The following is a 17,093-nucleotide window of genomic DNA, read 5'->3' as shown; positions in this document are numbered from 1 at the left end:
AAAAAACATACAAAAAAGTAATATTTTTGCATCTTTACATGACAAATCGTGAGATTTTAGATAGAAAAAACTCCCCTTATCGCGATGATTAGTACGATAAGGGGAGTGATGATTTTTCAGGAAATTCTGACGGCTGTTAGCCGCTGACAGAGCGAGAGAATGGATCGGATGCAGCCTAAGTGAGCACTTATTCTAACTTTTCCTTGAGATACTGCGCCGTATAACCTTTGCCCTGCGCCACGAGTTCTTCGGGCGTACCGACAGCAACAATCTGTCCACCGTCGCGTCCGCCTTCAGGGCCGAGGTCGATAACGTAGTCGGCCATTTTGATAACGTCCATGTTGTGCTCAATAATGAGAATGCTGTGGCCGCGCTCAATGAGTGCGTTGAAACTATGGAGGAGTTTTTGAATATCATGGAAGTGCAAACCAGTGGTAGGCTCGTCGAAAATGAAAAGAGTGGGCTCGGTGCGCTCCAGGCTTAGGTAGTAGGCCAGTTTCACGCGCTGATTTTCACCGCCAGAAAGAGTGGAACTGCTTTGCCCTAACTTGATGTAGCCCAAACCTACATCTTGGAGTGGGCGCAAGCGCTTGGAGATTTTTTCGTTGCCATACTGGGTGAAAAATTCCACGGCTTGGTTGACGGTCATCTCAAGGATATCGTGGATGTTCTTACCTTGGTAGCGCACTTCGAGCACATCTTTCTTGAAGCGCATACCGTGGCAGGATTCGCAGGTGAGCACCAAATCGGCCATAAACTGCATCTCCACCTTGACAGTTCCCTCGCCTTTACATTCTTCACAGCGTCCGCCGTCGGCGTTGAAGCTGAAAAACGCGGGCGTGAAGTTCATCTGCTTGGACAAAGGCTGCGAAGCCATCAGTTTACGGATTTCGTCGTAGGCTTTGATATAGGTGACGGGATTTGAGCGGGAGGACTTGCCAATGGGGTTTTGATCAACGAACTCTACACCTTTGATAGTCGTGAGGTCGCCGCAGAGACTGGAGAATTCGCCCGGCGTGTCGCTGGGTTCGTCCAACTTACGCTTCAGCGCATTGTAGAGAATCTTTTTTACCAAAGTGGATTTGCCCGAGCCGCTTACGCCCGTGACCACGGTCATTATGTTGAGTGGGAATTTCACGTCTATACCGCGCAGGTTGTTCTCTCGAGCGCCTTTCACCTCTATGCTGTTGTTCCATTTCCGCCGGCTGCTCGGCAACAGAATCTTTTCGCGCCCGAGCAGATAGTTGACGGTGTGGCTTTGAGAGCTTATAGCGACAGACGGAACAGTCGTGTCGTTCGTTGCAGTATGGACGGACAAGAGCGGAGCTACTTCTCCGGCGAACACAACCTGTCCGCCGAGGCGTCCAGCCTCTGGACCGATGTCTATGATATAGTCAGCGGCACGCATGATTTCTTCGTCGTGCTCCACCACTATGACGGTGTTGCCCAAGTCCCGCAGCTGCTTGAGCACGTGTATAAGTCGACCCGTATCGCGGGAATGTAGTCCGATGCTGGGCTCGTCGAGAATATAAAGCGAACCCACTAAACTACTACCAAGACTGGTGGCCAGATTGATGCGCTGGCTTTCGCCGCCGGAAAGAGAGTTGGAAAGACGATCAAGTGTAAGGTAGCCGAGGCCGACATCGGACAAAAAGTTCAGGCGGTTGCGGATTTCGGTCAGCAAACGCCGAGATGCTTTTTCATCGGCTTCATCTAACTGGAGATTGTTGAAGAACTGTTGCAAATCGCTTATGGGCATACGCACCAGTTCCATAATGTTGCGGCCGCCCACGTGTACATACGCTGCTGCGGGCTTCAAACGTGAGCCGTGGCAGGTAGGGCATATCGTTTTGCCTCTGTATCGTGCCAACATGACGCGGTACTGTATCTTGTACTGGTTCTCGCGGAGCATGTCGAAGAAGGCATCTATGAATACTTGGTCGGTCTTTTCCCGTTGACGCTCTTCAGCGTCTCCGTGCCAGAGTATGTCTTTTTCTTGCTGGGTAAGTTCATAGTAAGGCTTAAATATAGGAAAACCTTTTGGGCTTTGCCTACGTATAAATTCCTGCTTCCACATCCCCATTTTCTCACCTCTCCAACAAATCACAGCTCCGTCCATGATGCTGAGCGACGTGTCAGGGACGACGAGTTTTTCGTCTATACCTATCACGCTGCCAAAGCCTTCGCACGTTGGACACGCCCCGGCTGGAGAATTGAAAGAGAACATCTGGTCGTTGGGTTCTTCAAAGCAAATGCCGTCGGCCTCAAAGCGAATGGAGAAGCGGTGCAGAGCGCGGCTCGGATAGAAGCGCAACAAGCATTCGCCATCACCTTCAAAGAAGGCGGTTTCTACCGAATCGCGGAAGCGGTTTAGGACATCTTTGGAATTATCCACCGCGAGGCGGTCGATGAGTAGATACACGCCACTCGTTCCGCTTTCTGTAGCCGTGGTTTCCTGCTGCGCGTTCCAGGCTGCCTCTATCTCACCAAACTTTTCCTCGTCTGCCAGGAGGTCGTCGATATGGATGAGCGTTCCTCCCTGCAAGGTGTCGGAAGAACCGTTGGGTAAATCGACATCAAGGCGGGAGATGCCTTGCTTTAGATATACAGCCAATTGCTCACGGAGCGTTCGGCCGTGGCGCAACACTATGGGTGCCAACAGCGTGAAACGAGTGCCAGGAGAATAGGACAGCATGCAGCTGACAACATCCTCGCTACTGTGCTTCTTCACCTCCTGCCCGCTGACGGGGCTAATCGTATGGCCAGCTCGCGCAAAGAGCATACGCAAATAGTCGTACACTTCTGTGGATGTCCCCACGGTAGAGCGCGGGTTGCGGGCCGTCACCTTTTGCTCGATAGCTATGGCGGGCGGAAGTCCTTTAATATAGTCGCAGTCGGGCTTATTCATGCGCCCGAGAAACTGACGGGCATAAGCCGACAGACTCTCCACATAGCGACGCTGCCCTTCGGCATAGAGCGTGTCGAAAGCCAGCGACGATTTACCAGAACCGCTAAGGCCCGTGATCACGACAAACTTACCTAAGGGGATTTCTAAATCTATATTTTTGAGATTATTGACGCGTGCACCTTTCACGCGGATCTTTTCTTCCATAAGAGCCTTTTTGCTTGATTTGCAAAGATACTAATTTTTTTCTTGCTGCTGACCTCTGCTCTCATCCTCCTATGATAGCAATAGGAGTGGTCCTGCGAGAGAACCACTCCTATATTATATATATGTATATGTCTTCCGAATCTTATTCTGCCGTTGCTGCAGCTGTGCGCTTCTTGCCCAGCACGCGGTTTGCGATAGGAGCAGCGAGGAAGATAGAGGACATCGTGCCGAAGACAACGCCGAGAATCATTGCGAAAGCAAAGCTACGGATGCTGTCACCGCCGAGGATGAAGATACAAAGCAATACGAGCAACGTGGTCAATGAAGTCATCAACGTACGTGTCAGCGTTTGGTTGATAGAATCATTGAAGAGTTTCGCCGTCTCACGTTGCGGATAGAGATTCAGGTTCTCGCGGATACGGTCAAATACCACCACTTTATCATTGATTGAGTAACCAATAGCGGTTAGCACAGCTCCAACGAAGGTTTGGTCAACTTCAAGCGAGAAGGGAACCCATCCCCAGCAGAGGGAGTACATACCAATGATGAGCAACGTATCGATAGTCAATGCCACAACAGAACCAATGGAGAACGCAACGTTGCGGAAACGCACGAGGATATAGATGAAGATGGCGATGAGGGAGAGCACCGTAGCCAAGATAGCATCCTTCGTCATTTCGGAAGCTACGCTGGCGCCCACCTTCTGTGCGCTCACGATGGAGCCGCCTGTGTGGTCGTCGCGGTTCTTGAACGTATTGTAGTCGGCCTTGATGAGACCTGCGTCATGAAGCGACTTCCAGATTACTTGTTCTACCTGTTCATCAGCATTTGCCGCATCGCTATTGATCATATAGTTGGTTGTCAGACGCACTGCCTTGCCCTGCGTGGTACTTACCTCGATGGCATTAACAGTGGCGTTGTTGTCCAACGGGCGAATGGTCTTAGCAACCACTTCCTTCACTTGCTCTGGCGTTGTGTTCTTCTGCTCAAATTCGATCACGAAGTTGCGACCACCCGTGAAGTCGATACCTTTGCTCAGACCACGCACACCCAAGGATACAAGTCCTGCGAGCAGAACGATACCAAAGATAGCATAAGCTTTAGGGGCATTCTGGAGGAAGTTGAACTTGCTATTCTGCAACAGACCGCGACTGAGCTTCGTTTCGAACGTCAGGTGGAGCCACTTGTCTTTGTTGAGGAAATGTTCGAAGATGATACGGCTAATCCAAACGGCGGTGAAGAAGCTTGCGCAAATACCGATACCCAGCGTGAGGGCGAAACCGCGGATCGGACCTGTACCAACATTGTACAGAATAACGGCGGTGATGATTGAAGTAAGGTTGGAGTCGAAGATTGCACTAAAGGCATTGCCGTAACCAGCTGCCAGCGCGCTCTTGATATTCTTACCTGCGGCCAACTCTTCTTTCGTACGCTCATAGATAAGCACGTTGGCATCGACAGCCATACCGAGCGACAACACCATACCGGCAATACCGCTCATCGTCAAGGCAGCCTGGAACGATGTAAGGACACCGGCCGTGAAGAAGAAGTTGAGAATCAGCGCGAGGTTTGCCACCATACCCGGAATAAGACCGTAGTAGCAGCACATGAAGATCATCAACAGAACGAAGGCGATAATCGCGCTCTCGAGGCCGGCCTGGATAGAGGCAGCACCGAGTGACGGACCGATAGTCTCTTCAGAGATGATATTCGTAGGCGCGGGCATCTTACCAGAGTTGAGCACGTTGGCAAGGTCCTTAGTATCGTCGATAGTGAAAGCACCGGAGATTTCAGTCTTACCGCCAGAAATCTGACCATTTACGCGCGGAGCACTGTATACAACGCCATCGAGGACAACTGCCACGTCGCGACCCACGTTCTTACCTGTCATAGTGGACCAGTCGCGGGCACCGTCGCTCGTCATCTCCATCGAAACGATAGGAGCGTGAGTTGTGGGGTTGAAGTCGGCTTTTGCATCGGCAATCACAGCACCTTGCATAGTCGGTGTCTGGTTGTTGCCGTTGCCTTTGAGCGCATAGAGCGTCACTAATCCGTTGTTTGCCTTAACATCCCAAGCCAGGCGCAAATCCTTCGGCAGCTTCGACTTAGCAGCCGGACTATTGATGATAGCATTTACTGCGGCTGTATCGGCCAGGCGAGCCACACCAACGGAGCTGCCATCACGGCCGCCAGCGTTCATCACAAGCTGGCTGAACTTCAGGGCAGGCGTGCTGGTCTTGGCAGCGGGCTTAGCTGTAGCTGTAGTATCAGTTGCAGTGGTATCGGCAGCAGTACCGATGAGATCGAGGCTTGCCAGCTGACTCTGGATCTCGGAGCGGTTGTAAGTCTCCCAGAATTCGAGGTTGGCACTTCCCTGAAGCAGCTTGCGTACACGCTCCGGTTCCTTGATACCCGGCATCTCGACCATGATCTGACCGATTTGGCCTTTACCACGAAGGATTTGGATATTGGGCTGAGCCACACCGAATTTATCGACACGCTGGCGTACCACGAGGTTAGCATTCTCAACGGCAGCATTTACCTCTTCGTTGAGCGCGCTACGAACGTCGTTGTCGGAAGAAGAGAATGTGATATTCTTAGCCTTTAAGCCAGTGGCAAATACAGCACCTAACTTTCCTGAGCCGTTGGCTTCGTCGTAATGACGAACGAACATATCCACGAAGTCGCCCTTACCTTGCTTGTAGTCGGCATAAGCCAATTCAACAGCTTTTTTGAAAGCTGGCGTATTAGCATTATCGCCTGCAAGGTTTTTCACTACATCGGGAACAGAAACTTCGAGGATGACATCCATACCACCCTTCAAGTCAAGACCCAGACCAATCTGCAGGGCCTCGCAATCCTTGAGCGTCTTGCCAACAACGGGATAAACAACCACGTTGCGCATTGAATCAAGGTAGCGGTCACCCGAGCCTGCCACTTTCGCGTTCATAAACTCCGCATTTCTCTCGTAGTGGCGCACCACAAAAGAGAAAGAGAAGTAGAAGAGGCAAATCAGCGTAAGCAGGACTGCAATGACTTTTACAAATCCTTTGTTTTGCATTGATTTTATTGATTTAGTTTTTTATTGAATTTGCTTGAAGCTTGTGCCAGAATAGGTACAATTAGCGTGCAAATATACGTTTTTTTCACAATACAAAAGGTTTACCGCGTTGAAATTATAGCTTTTATATATATTAATGAGTGTATTTGTCAGCACCTCTGTATCCTTCCTTCACGCACTCCTTCTGCTCCTCCAATAGCTTAAATATTTTTGTGAAAGGAGCTTAATATGCGAAGCAAACAGATACTCATTCTGCTAAATTTCTTTAAAAATAGCATTTTGTAGAAAGAAAATATACTCAGGCACTTGCAGGATAAAGAAAACCACCTTACCTTTGCAACGTGTTTTTCATAGTATTAGATTTAAGGTTAACAAGGTTGGGATACAGTGGTATCCCTTTTTTTATGCCCATAAGTCAGTAAATCACCAACACTTCCCAGCTCTCCTCTCGCTTCTCCCTGCCGCCCATCGCTTGATGCTCATGCGCTGATTCCTTCAATAGGTTTCGGATAGAGAAAAACACGCCTGCAAAACCGCCACATTATTTGACATTCGCTTTTCTCCTAAAAAAGCATACTTCTCCGCTTTCTGCCAATTTTTTTCTTTTGTCGAGCAAGCAGTTTATCCTATTTTTCCGAAAAATTCCTCTAACGCTCCGCTCAACAACACAAACGGCCCGCTTCTTTCCTCTTTTTCGTTCAAAAACACCCTTACTCTGCTCGTCTGCATCCTTATTGTATCCATTGGTTTCCTTATTCTGTCAGCCGACATCCTTATTGCGCTGGCGGACACAATAAGGATATCCACGCTCAAGAAGGAGAAACGATTCATCCGCTCCCTTCCGCGCCAATTTTTGAGCCATTCTCAGAACGAAAAAGTAAGAATATTATTGACTATAATTGAGATAATCATAGGTATTTTTAGTCCATAAATATTCACATAAAAGACGAACAAACACGGAGCTATACTGGAAAATCTAAAAGAGCACTTTCTTTCTCGGAGAAGACAGAAGGCACGAAAATCTAAACTGATGTTTTGAATAACGGGAAAAATAAATTACTTTTGCTCTATATAGTAATTTTTTTGGCACACACTCAAATGAGTGAAGAAAACAAATTTGATTTTGAATATATATGTAAGAAAATCATCACAGATCGTATCAGTCTGGTGGTTTTCTTACTACTTGGTTTGCTCATAGGCATATTCGTTGCCATACAAACTCCACGATACTATACAGCTCAAACCCTCTTGGCTCCAGAGCAAACAGGAAAATCCTCTCTCTCTGAGAACGTGGAGAATACGCTTAAAGCCTTGGATGTGGATCTCAATACTAACACGAGTGCAGACGGGGTGTATCCAGCATTATATCCCGATATTTTTTCAACAAAGTCGTTCATCATCAAACTTTTCTCTGTTCCTGTCACACTAAAAACAGGGGAAAGAAAAACTTACTACCGCCACCTTGTGGAAGACACTAAACTGGGACTCACCGCACAGGCGAAACGCAGCCTCATGAGCCTCATCCCGAAGAAAAAGACAGCCACGTCCGGCAAAGATAAGCTCGATCCGTTCCGCCTCACCGATGAGCAAGAAGATATGGTTGAACTTATTCAAGGTTCGGTGGCTTGTATCTATAGTCGCAAAGTGGGCATTCTGTGTATCACAGTAGTTGATCAAGATCCGCGCGTGGCTGCTTCACTTGCCGATACGCTTCAGAATAGGTTGAAACGCTTTGTGGTGGACTATAAAACGCAGAAAGAACGCATCGCTTTAAGCAACGCACAGAAAGCTCTGCATGAGAGCAGAGCTGAATATGAGAAAGCAAAAGAACGCTATACTGCCTTTGCTGACGCCAATCAGGATGTGACACTGCAAACTATTGGCACAAAACTCTCAACGCTGGAAAACGATATGCAAATCAGTTACCAACGCTACGAACAACGCCAGAAACAAATGGAGAAGGCACAAGCCGACGTGCAGTATGCGGCCCCCGTATTTGCGGAGCTTTCAAGCCCTACGATTCCTAATCATCCGAGCGGAATTTCCCCACTAACCATCGTTCTGATATGGATGTTTTTATTTGTAGTACTTGACGGCTTGTGGGTTGTAGTCATCAAAGAGCGCGTTTCATTCACTAAAAGCCAAAGCTGATGGAGTATTCAATCCCTTACCTCGCACTGATTGTCTTTTTCAGTATTTTGGCCTGGTGGTCGAATGATACTAAAAACGAAAAGATCCGCAAGCGCCTCACATGGTTAGCCTTGGGCGTATTCCTCTTCTTCTTCGGTTTCCGAGGATTCTGTTTCTATGACTGGACAGAATACTACCGAGCATTCATTACTTGGAAATGGTGGGAACTACCCAAGACAGACATATCCGATTGGCAGTACGAACCGGGCTTCATGATACTGATGCTAACGTGTAAGAGCATTTCGAGCAACTATTTCTTTTTCTCGTTCGTTTGCGCAGCTATCAACCTCGTTTTGTTCGCCCGCTTCCTCTCGCGCTACGTTGAGAACACGCCATTAGCACTTATCATATACCTGGCTATGGGCGGCTTGGTGATGTCCACCGACTTGATGCGAAACTCTATCGCTATCATGCTCTTCCTTAACGCCTTGCCCTATTTAGAGGCACGCCGACCTATCCCCTATTTCCTTATATGCGGCGTGGCGTTTCTCTTTCATTCCACTTCGTTGATATTCATCCCTTTTTATTTCTTTTTACACCGGAAATGGGGGCGCTGGACTTTCCTCATCGTTTTCCTTATCGGAAACGTTGTCTACCTCATGCGAGTCCCTATGCTCATGAACATAGTGAGCTTTGCATCAAGCATCATCGACCCTACACTAAAGCAAAAAATCGATGCTTATATGGAAATGGCACCTGGCGTAGGTTTCCAAATCAGTATTGGCTATCTGGAACGCCTTTTCACGGGGGTATTGGTACTTATCTACTACAACAAACTCCACGACATACGCAAAGATGCCGACCTCTTTATCAACGCGCTCCTCATCTATTTTGCACTCTTCTTCTTCCTAAGCGAATTCCGGGTCCTGAGTGTTCGTTTCTCTTATCTCTTTGCCTTTGGCTATTGGGTGATATGGCTCGACTTGATCAAATGTTTCGCGGTGCAAAACAACCGACGGCTCTTCGTCTGCTTCCTCTTTATCTATTCGATGCTGAAGATATACCAATCCACCAACAATGTCATCTATCGCTACGACAACGTTATCTTCAGCACAGAAAGCTATAATCTGCGGCGCATCACCTTCGATGTGTACAGCGAAACGATTAAGTAAGGCAGATACAATAAAGAGAAACTCAAGAACGTTAAGAACATACACAACATCAAAATAAGCTTATGGCTAAAGCTGTGAAAGATATCCTTTATGTAGATTATATCCACCAAGTGGGGCACGTTAATTTCGACCATATTCATATTGATGCGCTCAAGTCCACCCATCGCAATGTTCGCTTGGTGCTACATAAAGAACTGGCAGATCAATTGCCCTACGCCAAAGATGAGTATGCAGCCATTCTTCCCTCCTGGCTTTACCAACGGGACAACCGACCTTTTTTCAATCGCCTCCTCTTTATTCTCACCCTGCTCTTCATCCGCTGGAAGATACGCCCGCAGAAGTATCGCAGCGTCATTGTATCCAGTTGTGAGGAAATCACACTGGGACTTTTCCCTCTCTGTCGCAATATGCACATCATTTGTCATGGCAATGCGCAAAGCTTTGATTCCAGCAAACTGAAAACGTTCTTTCTCCAGCGGCTGGCTCGCCATAATCGTTTCATCGTGTTCAATTCCGAGATGGCTCAGCCTTTTCTTGAAAACGGAATAAAGAATGTTGACATCATCTCCCATGGCTGCATCCCTCCCTTTCAGGTGTCAAACGCCACTAACGCACTGCCCGACTTGTCGGCTTATCGGCACGTTGTCTTTCATCCCTCGGCCAGTCCAGATAGGGAGTTTATGCAACAGCTGCTCAAGGATGCCGATTTACAGGATTTTCTGAAACGAGAAAACATCTTGCTCATCCTGCGAAACCACCCAGAAGGAAAAACAGAAATAGGTAATATCCGTTTTATTAACCACTATCTCACACAGTCGCAGTATCAGCAGCTTTTCCTGCAAGCAGATACTATCCTATTGGCCTATCCGCCCCAATTCCGCTTCCAAGTGAGCGGCGTGAGTTTCGAATGTGTCAGTAGCCACAAAAAGGTTCTCATTTTCCACAATCCTTCGCTCAACTATTGCCGGCAGTTCTACAACTACGACCCTATATTCGACAACATAGGACAAATGTGCCAGCTACTGAAACAACTCTCAGAGGATTCCTCACTCCAGTGTGTGGCCACCGCTGAAAAGCTCCGCCCAGACTACACACAGATTCTCTCTACAAAATAGTTAAGTATGAAGATTTCCGTTATTGTACCCACCTATCAGCCCGCCAACTATCTTTGGGAATGTCTCGACTCTCTCTGTCGCCAAACTTTAGCGCCCAAAGAGTTTGAAACTGTAATCGTTCTGAATGGTTGCAACGAGCCGTACTTCGGACGCATACAGCAATACATCCATGCGCACCCTCTTCACAACTTCCAGCTCATCCAGACCGAAGTAGGGGGCGTATCGAACGCTCGCAACATAGGTATTGACCAATCAAAGGGAGAGTATCTTTCCTTTCTTGATGACGATGATTGGGTAACCGATAACTATCTCGAAGAATTACTACAACGCGCCACACCAGAAGCCATTGTCCACGCCAACGTGATACAGTACCGAGATAGCACAGGCGAGAAAATGGACTACTTCCTTACATCTGTTTTCCAACGCCTCCAAGGTAGCCAAAAACTCACCTTCTTCAATGCGCGGAGTTTCCTTTCCAGCTCTTGCTGCAAACTGATTCCAAGAAAAGTTATCGGCACAGAACGGTTCAACAAAGCATACAAATTGGGAGAAGACTCCCTTTTCATGTTCACCATCTCCCGCCGAATCCGCTCCATCCGCATGTCGGGCGAAGATGCAATTTATTACGTTCGCAATCGCGATAATTCTGCATCTCATAAGACCTATCCTTACAGCTACCGTCTGCAAGTGGCTTTCGGCCTAACCTTTAGCTATCTCGCGCTATTCCTGCGCCGACCTTTCGCTTACAACTTCCCGTTCTTTCTCACACGCGTAGCTGCCACGCTCCGCAAACTCTTCACACGCAAATACGAATAGGAGAATCCGTCAGCGCCTCTATTGCAACCTCCCATACAATAAGCGCGCGGGCTGACACAATAAGGCTACCAGCTGACATCCTTATTGTATCTTCAAACGCAATAAGGGTATTTACAACTACATATATAGCGGCTGCGCATGCACTCCAAGAAAACGTTGAAAAGGTTTCGGTGAAGTTTCAGCCAAGCTTCTTTTGCTGAAACTTTTCATAAGCTATACAAGAAAAACATAGGAGATGCCACAGGAGAGGTCTCTACTGAAAATGAGAATCTAAGTCGGAGAGATTCTTATGTAAAAGGCTCGTTCCAATAGCAATGATAATCCAAGTCCTGCGGCCGTTCTCCGATTTTACGCGCGGGCACACCGCCCACAATCGCATAAGGGGGGACATCCTTTGTTACAACAGCGCCTGCACACACCACAGCACCTTTGCCTATGTGCACGCCTTTCAGAATCGTACAACCTATACCCAGCCAAGCATAGTCGGCAATTGTTATAGGTTCAAATACGCCTTCAAAACGACGACTACGCACATCATGACTGCCCGTCATAATGTTCACTTGATGGGAAATAGAAACGCTATTGCCAATAGTAATGCCTGCACGGGCATCCAGCGTACAACCACGGTTTATATGGCTTCCCTCACCGATTTCTATATGCCACGGAGCCATAAAATAGGTACGCTTCATCACAAAAGAGCCTTTGCCAACTCGCATACCTAAGAGTTTCAGATATGCACGGCGCAAACGCCACGGCAGATGGGGCAAAACATCGTTCACCATCACTTCCGTTCCAAAACCCTTCAAATATCGGTACAGCCAAGAACGAGAAAAAGCATAGCGCATAGTGTTCTTTACGAGCACCAAAAAGTGGCGCAAATTGAAACGTCCCTCGGAGGTGACTTTATAATTATAGTAGAAATTACGATATACGTTGCTCGATGCCCCTTCCACAAGATAGCGCTCGATGGGGATATTTATTTTTTGGAAGCGATAACCAGCTTTGTAAACACGATAAATCATGTGCCAATCCAGTGCATACCCCAAGCGAGCGCGCTGGCTCAAATCGTAAAGAAACTGCTGTTGTACTTCCGTGCGGATGAAAGAACTTCCATGGCGATATATGGGATAGTAGTCCATTAGACTTACATCAGTAGAAGCTTTCTCTAATTGGTCGTAGTCGCGGCCTACTGCAATGCTATCTCCATAAATCACGTCGGCCGCTGCGCCTTGTTCTGCGATAAAATCCACCACCTGTTGCAACGTAGCTTCATTGGCGTAGACATCACCAGCATTGAGAACGTTGATCCATTCTCCCGTGGCGTGAGCGATACCCTTATTCATGGCATCGTAAATTCCCTCGTCTCGCTCCGAACACCAATACGCCAAACTGTCAGCATACTCGCGCACGACATCGGCCGTACCGTCTTGACTTCCCCCATCAATCACGATGATTTCTTTCTCTGCACATGTCTGTGAAAAGAAACTTTCGAGGGTCTGACGGATGCCTTTCACATCATTGTAGACCACTGTTATAACACTGATTTTATGTTGCATGGAAGGGAAGTTTTGAGGTATGAATAAACAGGTTTAAATAGTAGGACTTCATAAGCAGCTTCAACGCGCTGGAAACTATTTATTCCAAACACCACGAGCGCGGCGATTGATGAGCAGGTGGCACTGATAGCAGTGGATAAGGCTCATCACGGCGTAGCAAGCGGCCATAGCGAGCACGATGCCTTGTGGCTCAAGGCGCGTACCAAAGAAATACATCACCACAACATAGATGGCTGTTACGACAACAGACGTATAGATTTGTACCCGTATTTTGTTGAGTCCGTTGATGAGATATGTGGCACAATTATTCAGGTTGAAGAATGAAATGTAAAGGAACACGCTGATCGACATCTCTATGGGCACTTTCAGCGACCTCCCTATCCACAAATGATAGAATAAGCCCGACAACAGCAGCATAAGGAGTCCGCCAGCGAGCGTCAGTAGCCAGATGCGGAAAGCTTTGTTGTAGGCATGGCGAATCCAATCGAAATCGTTCTTCACATAAGCATCGGTGTAAGCGTTCCACATGGGAGCTAAAACTACAGCATAACCTACAGCCAGAAGATTCAGGTATTTGTAAGCAACATTATACACGGAGACTTCAGCCGGACCATAATAATGGGAGATAAAAAGATTGGACGAACCGAAGATAACGAGGCAGCTGGTGATCTGAATAACAAAAAATCCCATCCCCTTACTGATGATACCACCCGCCAAGCGGCGGTCAACAGCACGATAGGACGGACGCAAACCTTTATAATGTCGGAAAAGCGGAATAGCCGCCAAGAGAAAGATACATACGGGAGTGGCAGAAAACACGAGTACCACCTTGAAGAGACTCGGCTCTGCTGTCTTGCTCAACACAAAGATGACGATGAGCGAAATAATGTTGCCCGAGATGAGCAGGAAGTCGTTGAGCGCATACTTTTGCAAAGCCACAAACACAAAGCCCACGTTGCGCACCACGAGGTTTGCTAGCGTGAAAGCAATAGCTGTAAACAGTACGCCATGCAGCACTTCGTCGGACACTGCCCGCGTGTTGAACACCTTTGTAAGGTCAATATAATTCAGTCCAAAGAAAGAAACCAGCCCCAGTACACTAGCAATGAGAAAGAGCACCCAGAGAGTCGTACTCAAATAGGCGCGCCCCATTTCTAAATGACCTGTCGAGATGGATTTGGTCAAGTAGTTGCGCATACCATTACCCAGCCCAATGTCGAAAAAGGAAAACCAATAGAGCACGGAGGAGATAGCCATCCAGATACCGTATTCTTCCTTTTGCAGATAGTGGAGCGTGACGGGCACAATCAAGAGCGAAGTGGCCAAACCTATTATTTTGAGAACAACAGACAGGAGTATGTTTCGCCGCAGCATTACTGAACGGTTGTCATTACTTGCCAGCAGTGCTTTTATCTTTCCTAACATTTGAATTTTGCTTTACTGAACGTTGCAGAATAGTTGTAGAGTTAAAGCGATGCCCAACTATTCTTCGTCAAGTTCTATAACCGGCTCGCGCTTCTTTTGCCGAACTGGAGAAATCATAAGCACCCAAACAACGTGGAGGCAGACACTCAACACCAGGAAACAGAGCAAGATCATCGATCTTGGTGTGCTGCTCGGTTTGTTTGGCACAGTGGCTTTCTCTATAATGGTGAAAGCCGGCGTTTGCTCTTGCACTTTTGCACGGGCTTGTTGCACCTGTGCCTGCATTTGGCTATAGACGTTGAATTTGAGTTGCATTTCGTTTTCCAACTCATCTTCTTGTGAACGCACCGAGGCCAACGTAGCATCTTGATTGGAGTCGGCAAAATCAGCATATTTCTTTTGCGCCTTCAGATAAGCCTCGCGACTCTCTTGTTGGAGCTTCGTGTAGTAGCGTTCGTCAGCGTGCGCTTTCTTAGTACGATACTGAGTGATATATTTTTGCAAACGCACCTGAAGAGTATCGGCCATGATGGCAGCTACTTGCGGATCGGCATCTGTTATACTGATATTGATGACATTGGTCTTCTTATCAATCTGGCACCCTATGGAGCCACGCACCATGTCCACGATCTGCTCCTCGTCCTCTGTCAGGCGGAAAGGATTCATCTTTCCGATACCCGTTGTGCCTGGTGCAGCGTTCTTTTCCTTCATCTTCTTGATGGCTGTCAGTACCCAAAGTTTTGGTTTCTGCCAGAAAGGAATTTTGACGTCTTGCACGAGATGATCCAAGTATGTCTTCTTCTGTCCGTCCTTGGTCACTACGTTCACGCTGAACAAAGGTATGATAAAATCAGTGGAGGCAAAGAGGTCGGGATATATCTGCGGATAGATGGCATCCACGCTTTGTTTGCCCTTTCCTCCCAAGTCGAGACCAAAGGAAGAGGCCATGTCGCTCAAACTCTCTGAGAGTCCCAGACTTCCACTGAGCATTTCGGGGGCTAACACCACGTTGGCTGTGAAGAACTTTGGCGTGTTGAAAGCCACAACAATGCCGACAACGGCTCCCACCAGCACATAGATGCAGAGGAGCTTCCAACGACGGAGCACCTTTTGCAGCATCCCGATGATATCTATTTCCGAAACCTTTGTCTTTTGTTCCATAATCAAAATCTTTGATTCTTCTTGAAATATGCGGTAGTGGCTTGGCGCGAGATGCAGGAGGCGGTTCTTCTTTTCCCTGCTCTCTTCTGCCGTATGTATCAATAGCGAATTTTGCTAACCAGCAGTTCGCCTGCCTTATAAATATAGCGCAACGCCAGTAGGAAACTGTTGCTTCTCACTCCGTTGGTTTTCAGGGCGCGCTTGTGATCCTTGAAAATCTGTAGGTGACTGGGTACACCCGAACTCGACAAACCGCCAATGCGCATAGTCACGCAATCCAGCGGCAGGTAGTGAGTCTTGATGTGGTGTACATAAATCAAGCGGAGCAGTTGCTCAAAATCTGCTGCCACCTTATAGGAGGTATCGAAAAGTCCGTATTGCAGATAAACAGAGCGTTTGCAGTAGAAAGAAGGATGCGCGGGCATGAAACCAAGTCGCATCCACGACGGGCGAAAATAACGCGAAGAATAGTAGCGTATGATTTTCTTCAGATTCTCTGGGCGAACGTAGTGAACATCTCCGTAAACGGCGTCGCAGTCATACTTCTCGAAAGCAGCAGCCAGCTGACTCACAACATTGGGAGCGGTGAAGAAATCGTCGGAATTGAGGATTCCCACAACATCTCCCGTGGCCATGCGCACACCTTTGTTCATCCCGTCGTAAGGCCCTTTGTCGGGTTCGGAAACATACTGCCCTATCTGGTCACGATATTTCTCGATGATGGCCGAAGTATTATCCGTGCTCCCACCATCCACAATAACGTGCTCTATGTTGGGATAGTCCTGCGCGAGAACACTCTTGATTGTGTCCTCGATAGTGCTACCATTGTTATAGACTGTTGTGATGATGGATATCTTGAGCATAATGGTTGTTGGGATGGCCTGAAGGCTTGCCAGAGACTGTAGTGTCTGTTACCCTAAAGAACGTAATATTTTTCTTTTTTAGTGTATTCCTCCCTTAGTTTATTTTCACAAAAGTTGGGAAAGGCCTACAAAAATACAAAAAAGGCTCTACCTTTCTGCTTATTTAGGGAAAAAAGCTACGCTTATGCTTGGGCGGCGGGATAGGATTAGGCGCTTCTTCCGCAGCTTTTTCCAATCCTCCAGCAACCTTTTTCTGCTTAAAAAAAGGATTACCACCGCAGTAAAAACGTACGCTTTTATTAACAAACGCATTTAATAAAAGAGAATTTTTGTACCGCTTTTTTCGTTGAGAAAAGTGGTTTTCTCAAAAAATCAGTGAGAGAAAATCCACCAAAAATCGAAGAAAGTCTGTTTTTCCTACTCTTTTCAGAAGAAAACAGCCTTTTTCGGTCGTCAGTATCCCCTATTCCGTCTGTCATTTTCCTTATTGTGTCGGCTGGCTTCCTTATCTTGTCAATCGACATCCTTATTGTGCTGACTGACACAATAAGGAAATCCGTGCGCAAGAAGGAGACTTTGTTCGCTCTCTCCCTTTCGTGTGTAATTTCGAGGCGTTTGTGAGAGGGTAAAAGTAAGAAATCTGTTGATAATTTTAGCTCACGAAAGAGCACGAATTAGGCGA

10 protein-coding genes are annotated in these 17,093 nt (G+C 47.4%); 4 read left to right on the top strand and 6 right to left on the bottom strand.

Translation table 11 applies throughout. The features are described from left to right. Positions 1-187: 187 nt before the first annotated feature. Positions 188-3,112, bottom strand: a complete 2,925-nt coding sequence (uvrA, locus tag ACO4R2_RS04035; protein WP_484769277.1) for an excinuclease ABC subunit UvrA — start codon at positions 3,110-3,112, stop codon at positions 188-190. A 142-nt stretch (positions 3,113-3,254) separates the two neighbouring features. Further along, positions 3,255-6,173 carry a protein translocase subunit SecDF gene (gene secDF / locus ACO4R2_RS04030; RefSeq protein WP_484769276.1) on the bottom strand — a complete coding sequence of 973 codons (2,919 nt, stop codon included), beginning with the start codon at positions 6,171-6,173 and terminating at the stop codon, positions 3,255-3,257. A gap of 1,098 nt (positions 6,174-7,271) precedes the next feature. On the opposite strand from secDF, the gene ACO4R2_RS04025 reads away from it, so the two are divergent. From ACO4R2_RS04025 to ACO4R2_RS04010, 4 genes are all read left to right on the top strand, one after another. After that, positions 7,272-8,324 (top strand): hypothetical protein, encoded by a 1,053-nt coding sequence (locus ACO4R2_RS04025; protein WP_484769275.1) that lies wholly within the window; start codon positions 7,272-7,274, stop codon positions 8,322-8,324. Then, complete coding sequence (locus ACO4R2_RS04020; RefSeq protein WP_484769274.1) at positions 8,324-9,475, top strand: EpsG family protein; 1,152 nt, start codon at positions 8,324-8,326, stop codon at positions 9,473-9,475. Before ACO4R2_RS04025 ends, ACO4R2_RS04020 begins: the two co-directional genes overlap by 1 nt. 62 nt (positions 9,476-9,537) lie before the next feature. Next, on the top strand, positions 9,538-10,590 hold the full coding sequence (locus ACO4R2_RS04015) for a hypothetical protein (RefSeq protein ID WP_484769273.1): 1,053 nt from the start codon (positions 9,538-9,540) through the stop codon (positions 10,588-10,590). A 6-nt stretch (positions 10,591-10,596) separates the two neighbouring features. Further along, a complete protein-coding gene (locus tag ACO4R2_RS04010) occupies positions 10,597-11,406 on the top strand; it encodes a glycosyltransferase family 2 protein (protein WP_484769272.1) in 810 nt (269 codons plus the stop codon). 287 nt (positions 11,407-11,693) lie between these two features. On the opposite strand, the gene ACO4R2_RS04005 is transcribed toward ACO4R2_RS04010, so the two are convergent. The 4 genes from ACO4R2_RS04005 to ACO4R2_RS03990 form a co-directional block, all read right to left on the bottom strand. After that, positions 11,694-12,962 carry a glycosyltransferase gene (locus tag ACO4R2_RS04005; protein WP_484769271.1) on the bottom strand — a complete coding sequence of 423 codons (1,269 nt, stop codon included), beginning with the start codon at positions 12,960-12,962 and terminating at the stop codon, positions 11,694-11,696. Between the two features lie 75 nt (positions 12,963-13,037). Continuing rightward, the gene (locus ACO4R2_RS04000; RefSeq protein ID WP_484769270.1) at positions 13,038-14,387 is read right to left on the bottom strand and encodes a lipopolysaccharide biosynthesis protein; all 1,350 of its coding nucleotides are present in this window, start codon (positions 14,385-14,387) and stop codon (positions 13,038-13,040) included. Between the two features lie 57 nt (positions 14,388-14,444). Continuing rightward, positions 14,445-15,548 carry a Wzz/FepE/Etk N-terminal domain-containing protein gene (locus ACO4R2_RS03995; protein WP_484769269.1) on the bottom strand — a complete coding sequence of 368 codons (1,104 nt, stop codon included), beginning with the start codon at positions 15,546-15,548 and terminating at the stop codon, positions 14,445-14,447. A 98-nt stretch (positions 15,549-15,646) separates the two neighbouring features. Continuing rightward, positions 15,647-16,411, bottom strand: a complete 765-nt coding sequence (locus ACO4R2_RS03990; protein WP_484769268.1) for a glycosyltransferase family 2 protein — start codon at positions 16,409-16,411, stop codon at positions 15,647-15,649. Positions 16,412-17,093 lie beyond the last annotated feature (682 nt).

Source organism: Alloprevotella sp. (assembly GCF_057240785.1).
Note: the sequence above shows the minus strand (reverse complement) of the source record. Positions and strands in the feature narration are given on the sequence as shown.

Coding starts and splice junctions, on each gene's coding strand:
- uvrA (WP_484769277.1), bottom strand. CDS start 3,112: ATGGAAGAAAAGATCCGCGTGAAAGGTGCACGCGTCAATAATCTCAAA.
- secDF (WP_484769276.1), bottom strand. CDS start 6,173: ATGCAAAACAAAGGATTTGTAAAAGTCATTGCAGTCCTGCTTACGCTG.
- ACO4R2_RS04025 (WP_484769275.1), top strand. CDS start 7,272: ATGAGTGAAGAAAACAAATTTGATTTTGAATATATATGTAAGAAAATC.
- ACO4R2_RS04020 (WP_484769274.1), top strand. CDS start 8,324: ATGGAGTATTCAATCCCTTACCTCGCACTGATTGTCTTTTTCAGTATT.
- ACO4R2_RS04015 (WP_484769273.1), top strand. CDS start 9,538: ATGGCTAAAGCTGTGAAAGATATCCTTTATGTAGATTATATCCACCAA.
- ACO4R2_RS04010 (WP_484769272.1), top strand. CDS start 10,597: ATGAAGATTTCCGTTATTGTACCCACCTATCAGCCCGCCAACTATCTT.
- ACO4R2_RS04005 (WP_484769271.1), bottom strand. CDS start 12,962: ATGCAACATAAAATCAGTGTTATAACAGTGGTCTACAATGATGTGAAA.
- ACO4R2_RS04000 (WP_484769270.1), bottom strand. CDS start 14,387: ATGTTAGGAAAGATAAAAGCACTGCTGGCAAGTAATGACAACCGTTCA.
- ACO4R2_RS03995 (WP_484769269.1), bottom strand. CDS start 15,548: ATGGAACAAAAGACAAAGGTTTCGGAAATAGATATCATCGGGATGCTG.
- ACO4R2_RS03990 (WP_484769268.1), bottom strand. CDS start 16,411: ATGCTCAAGATATCCATCATCACAACAGTCTATAACAATGGTAGCACT.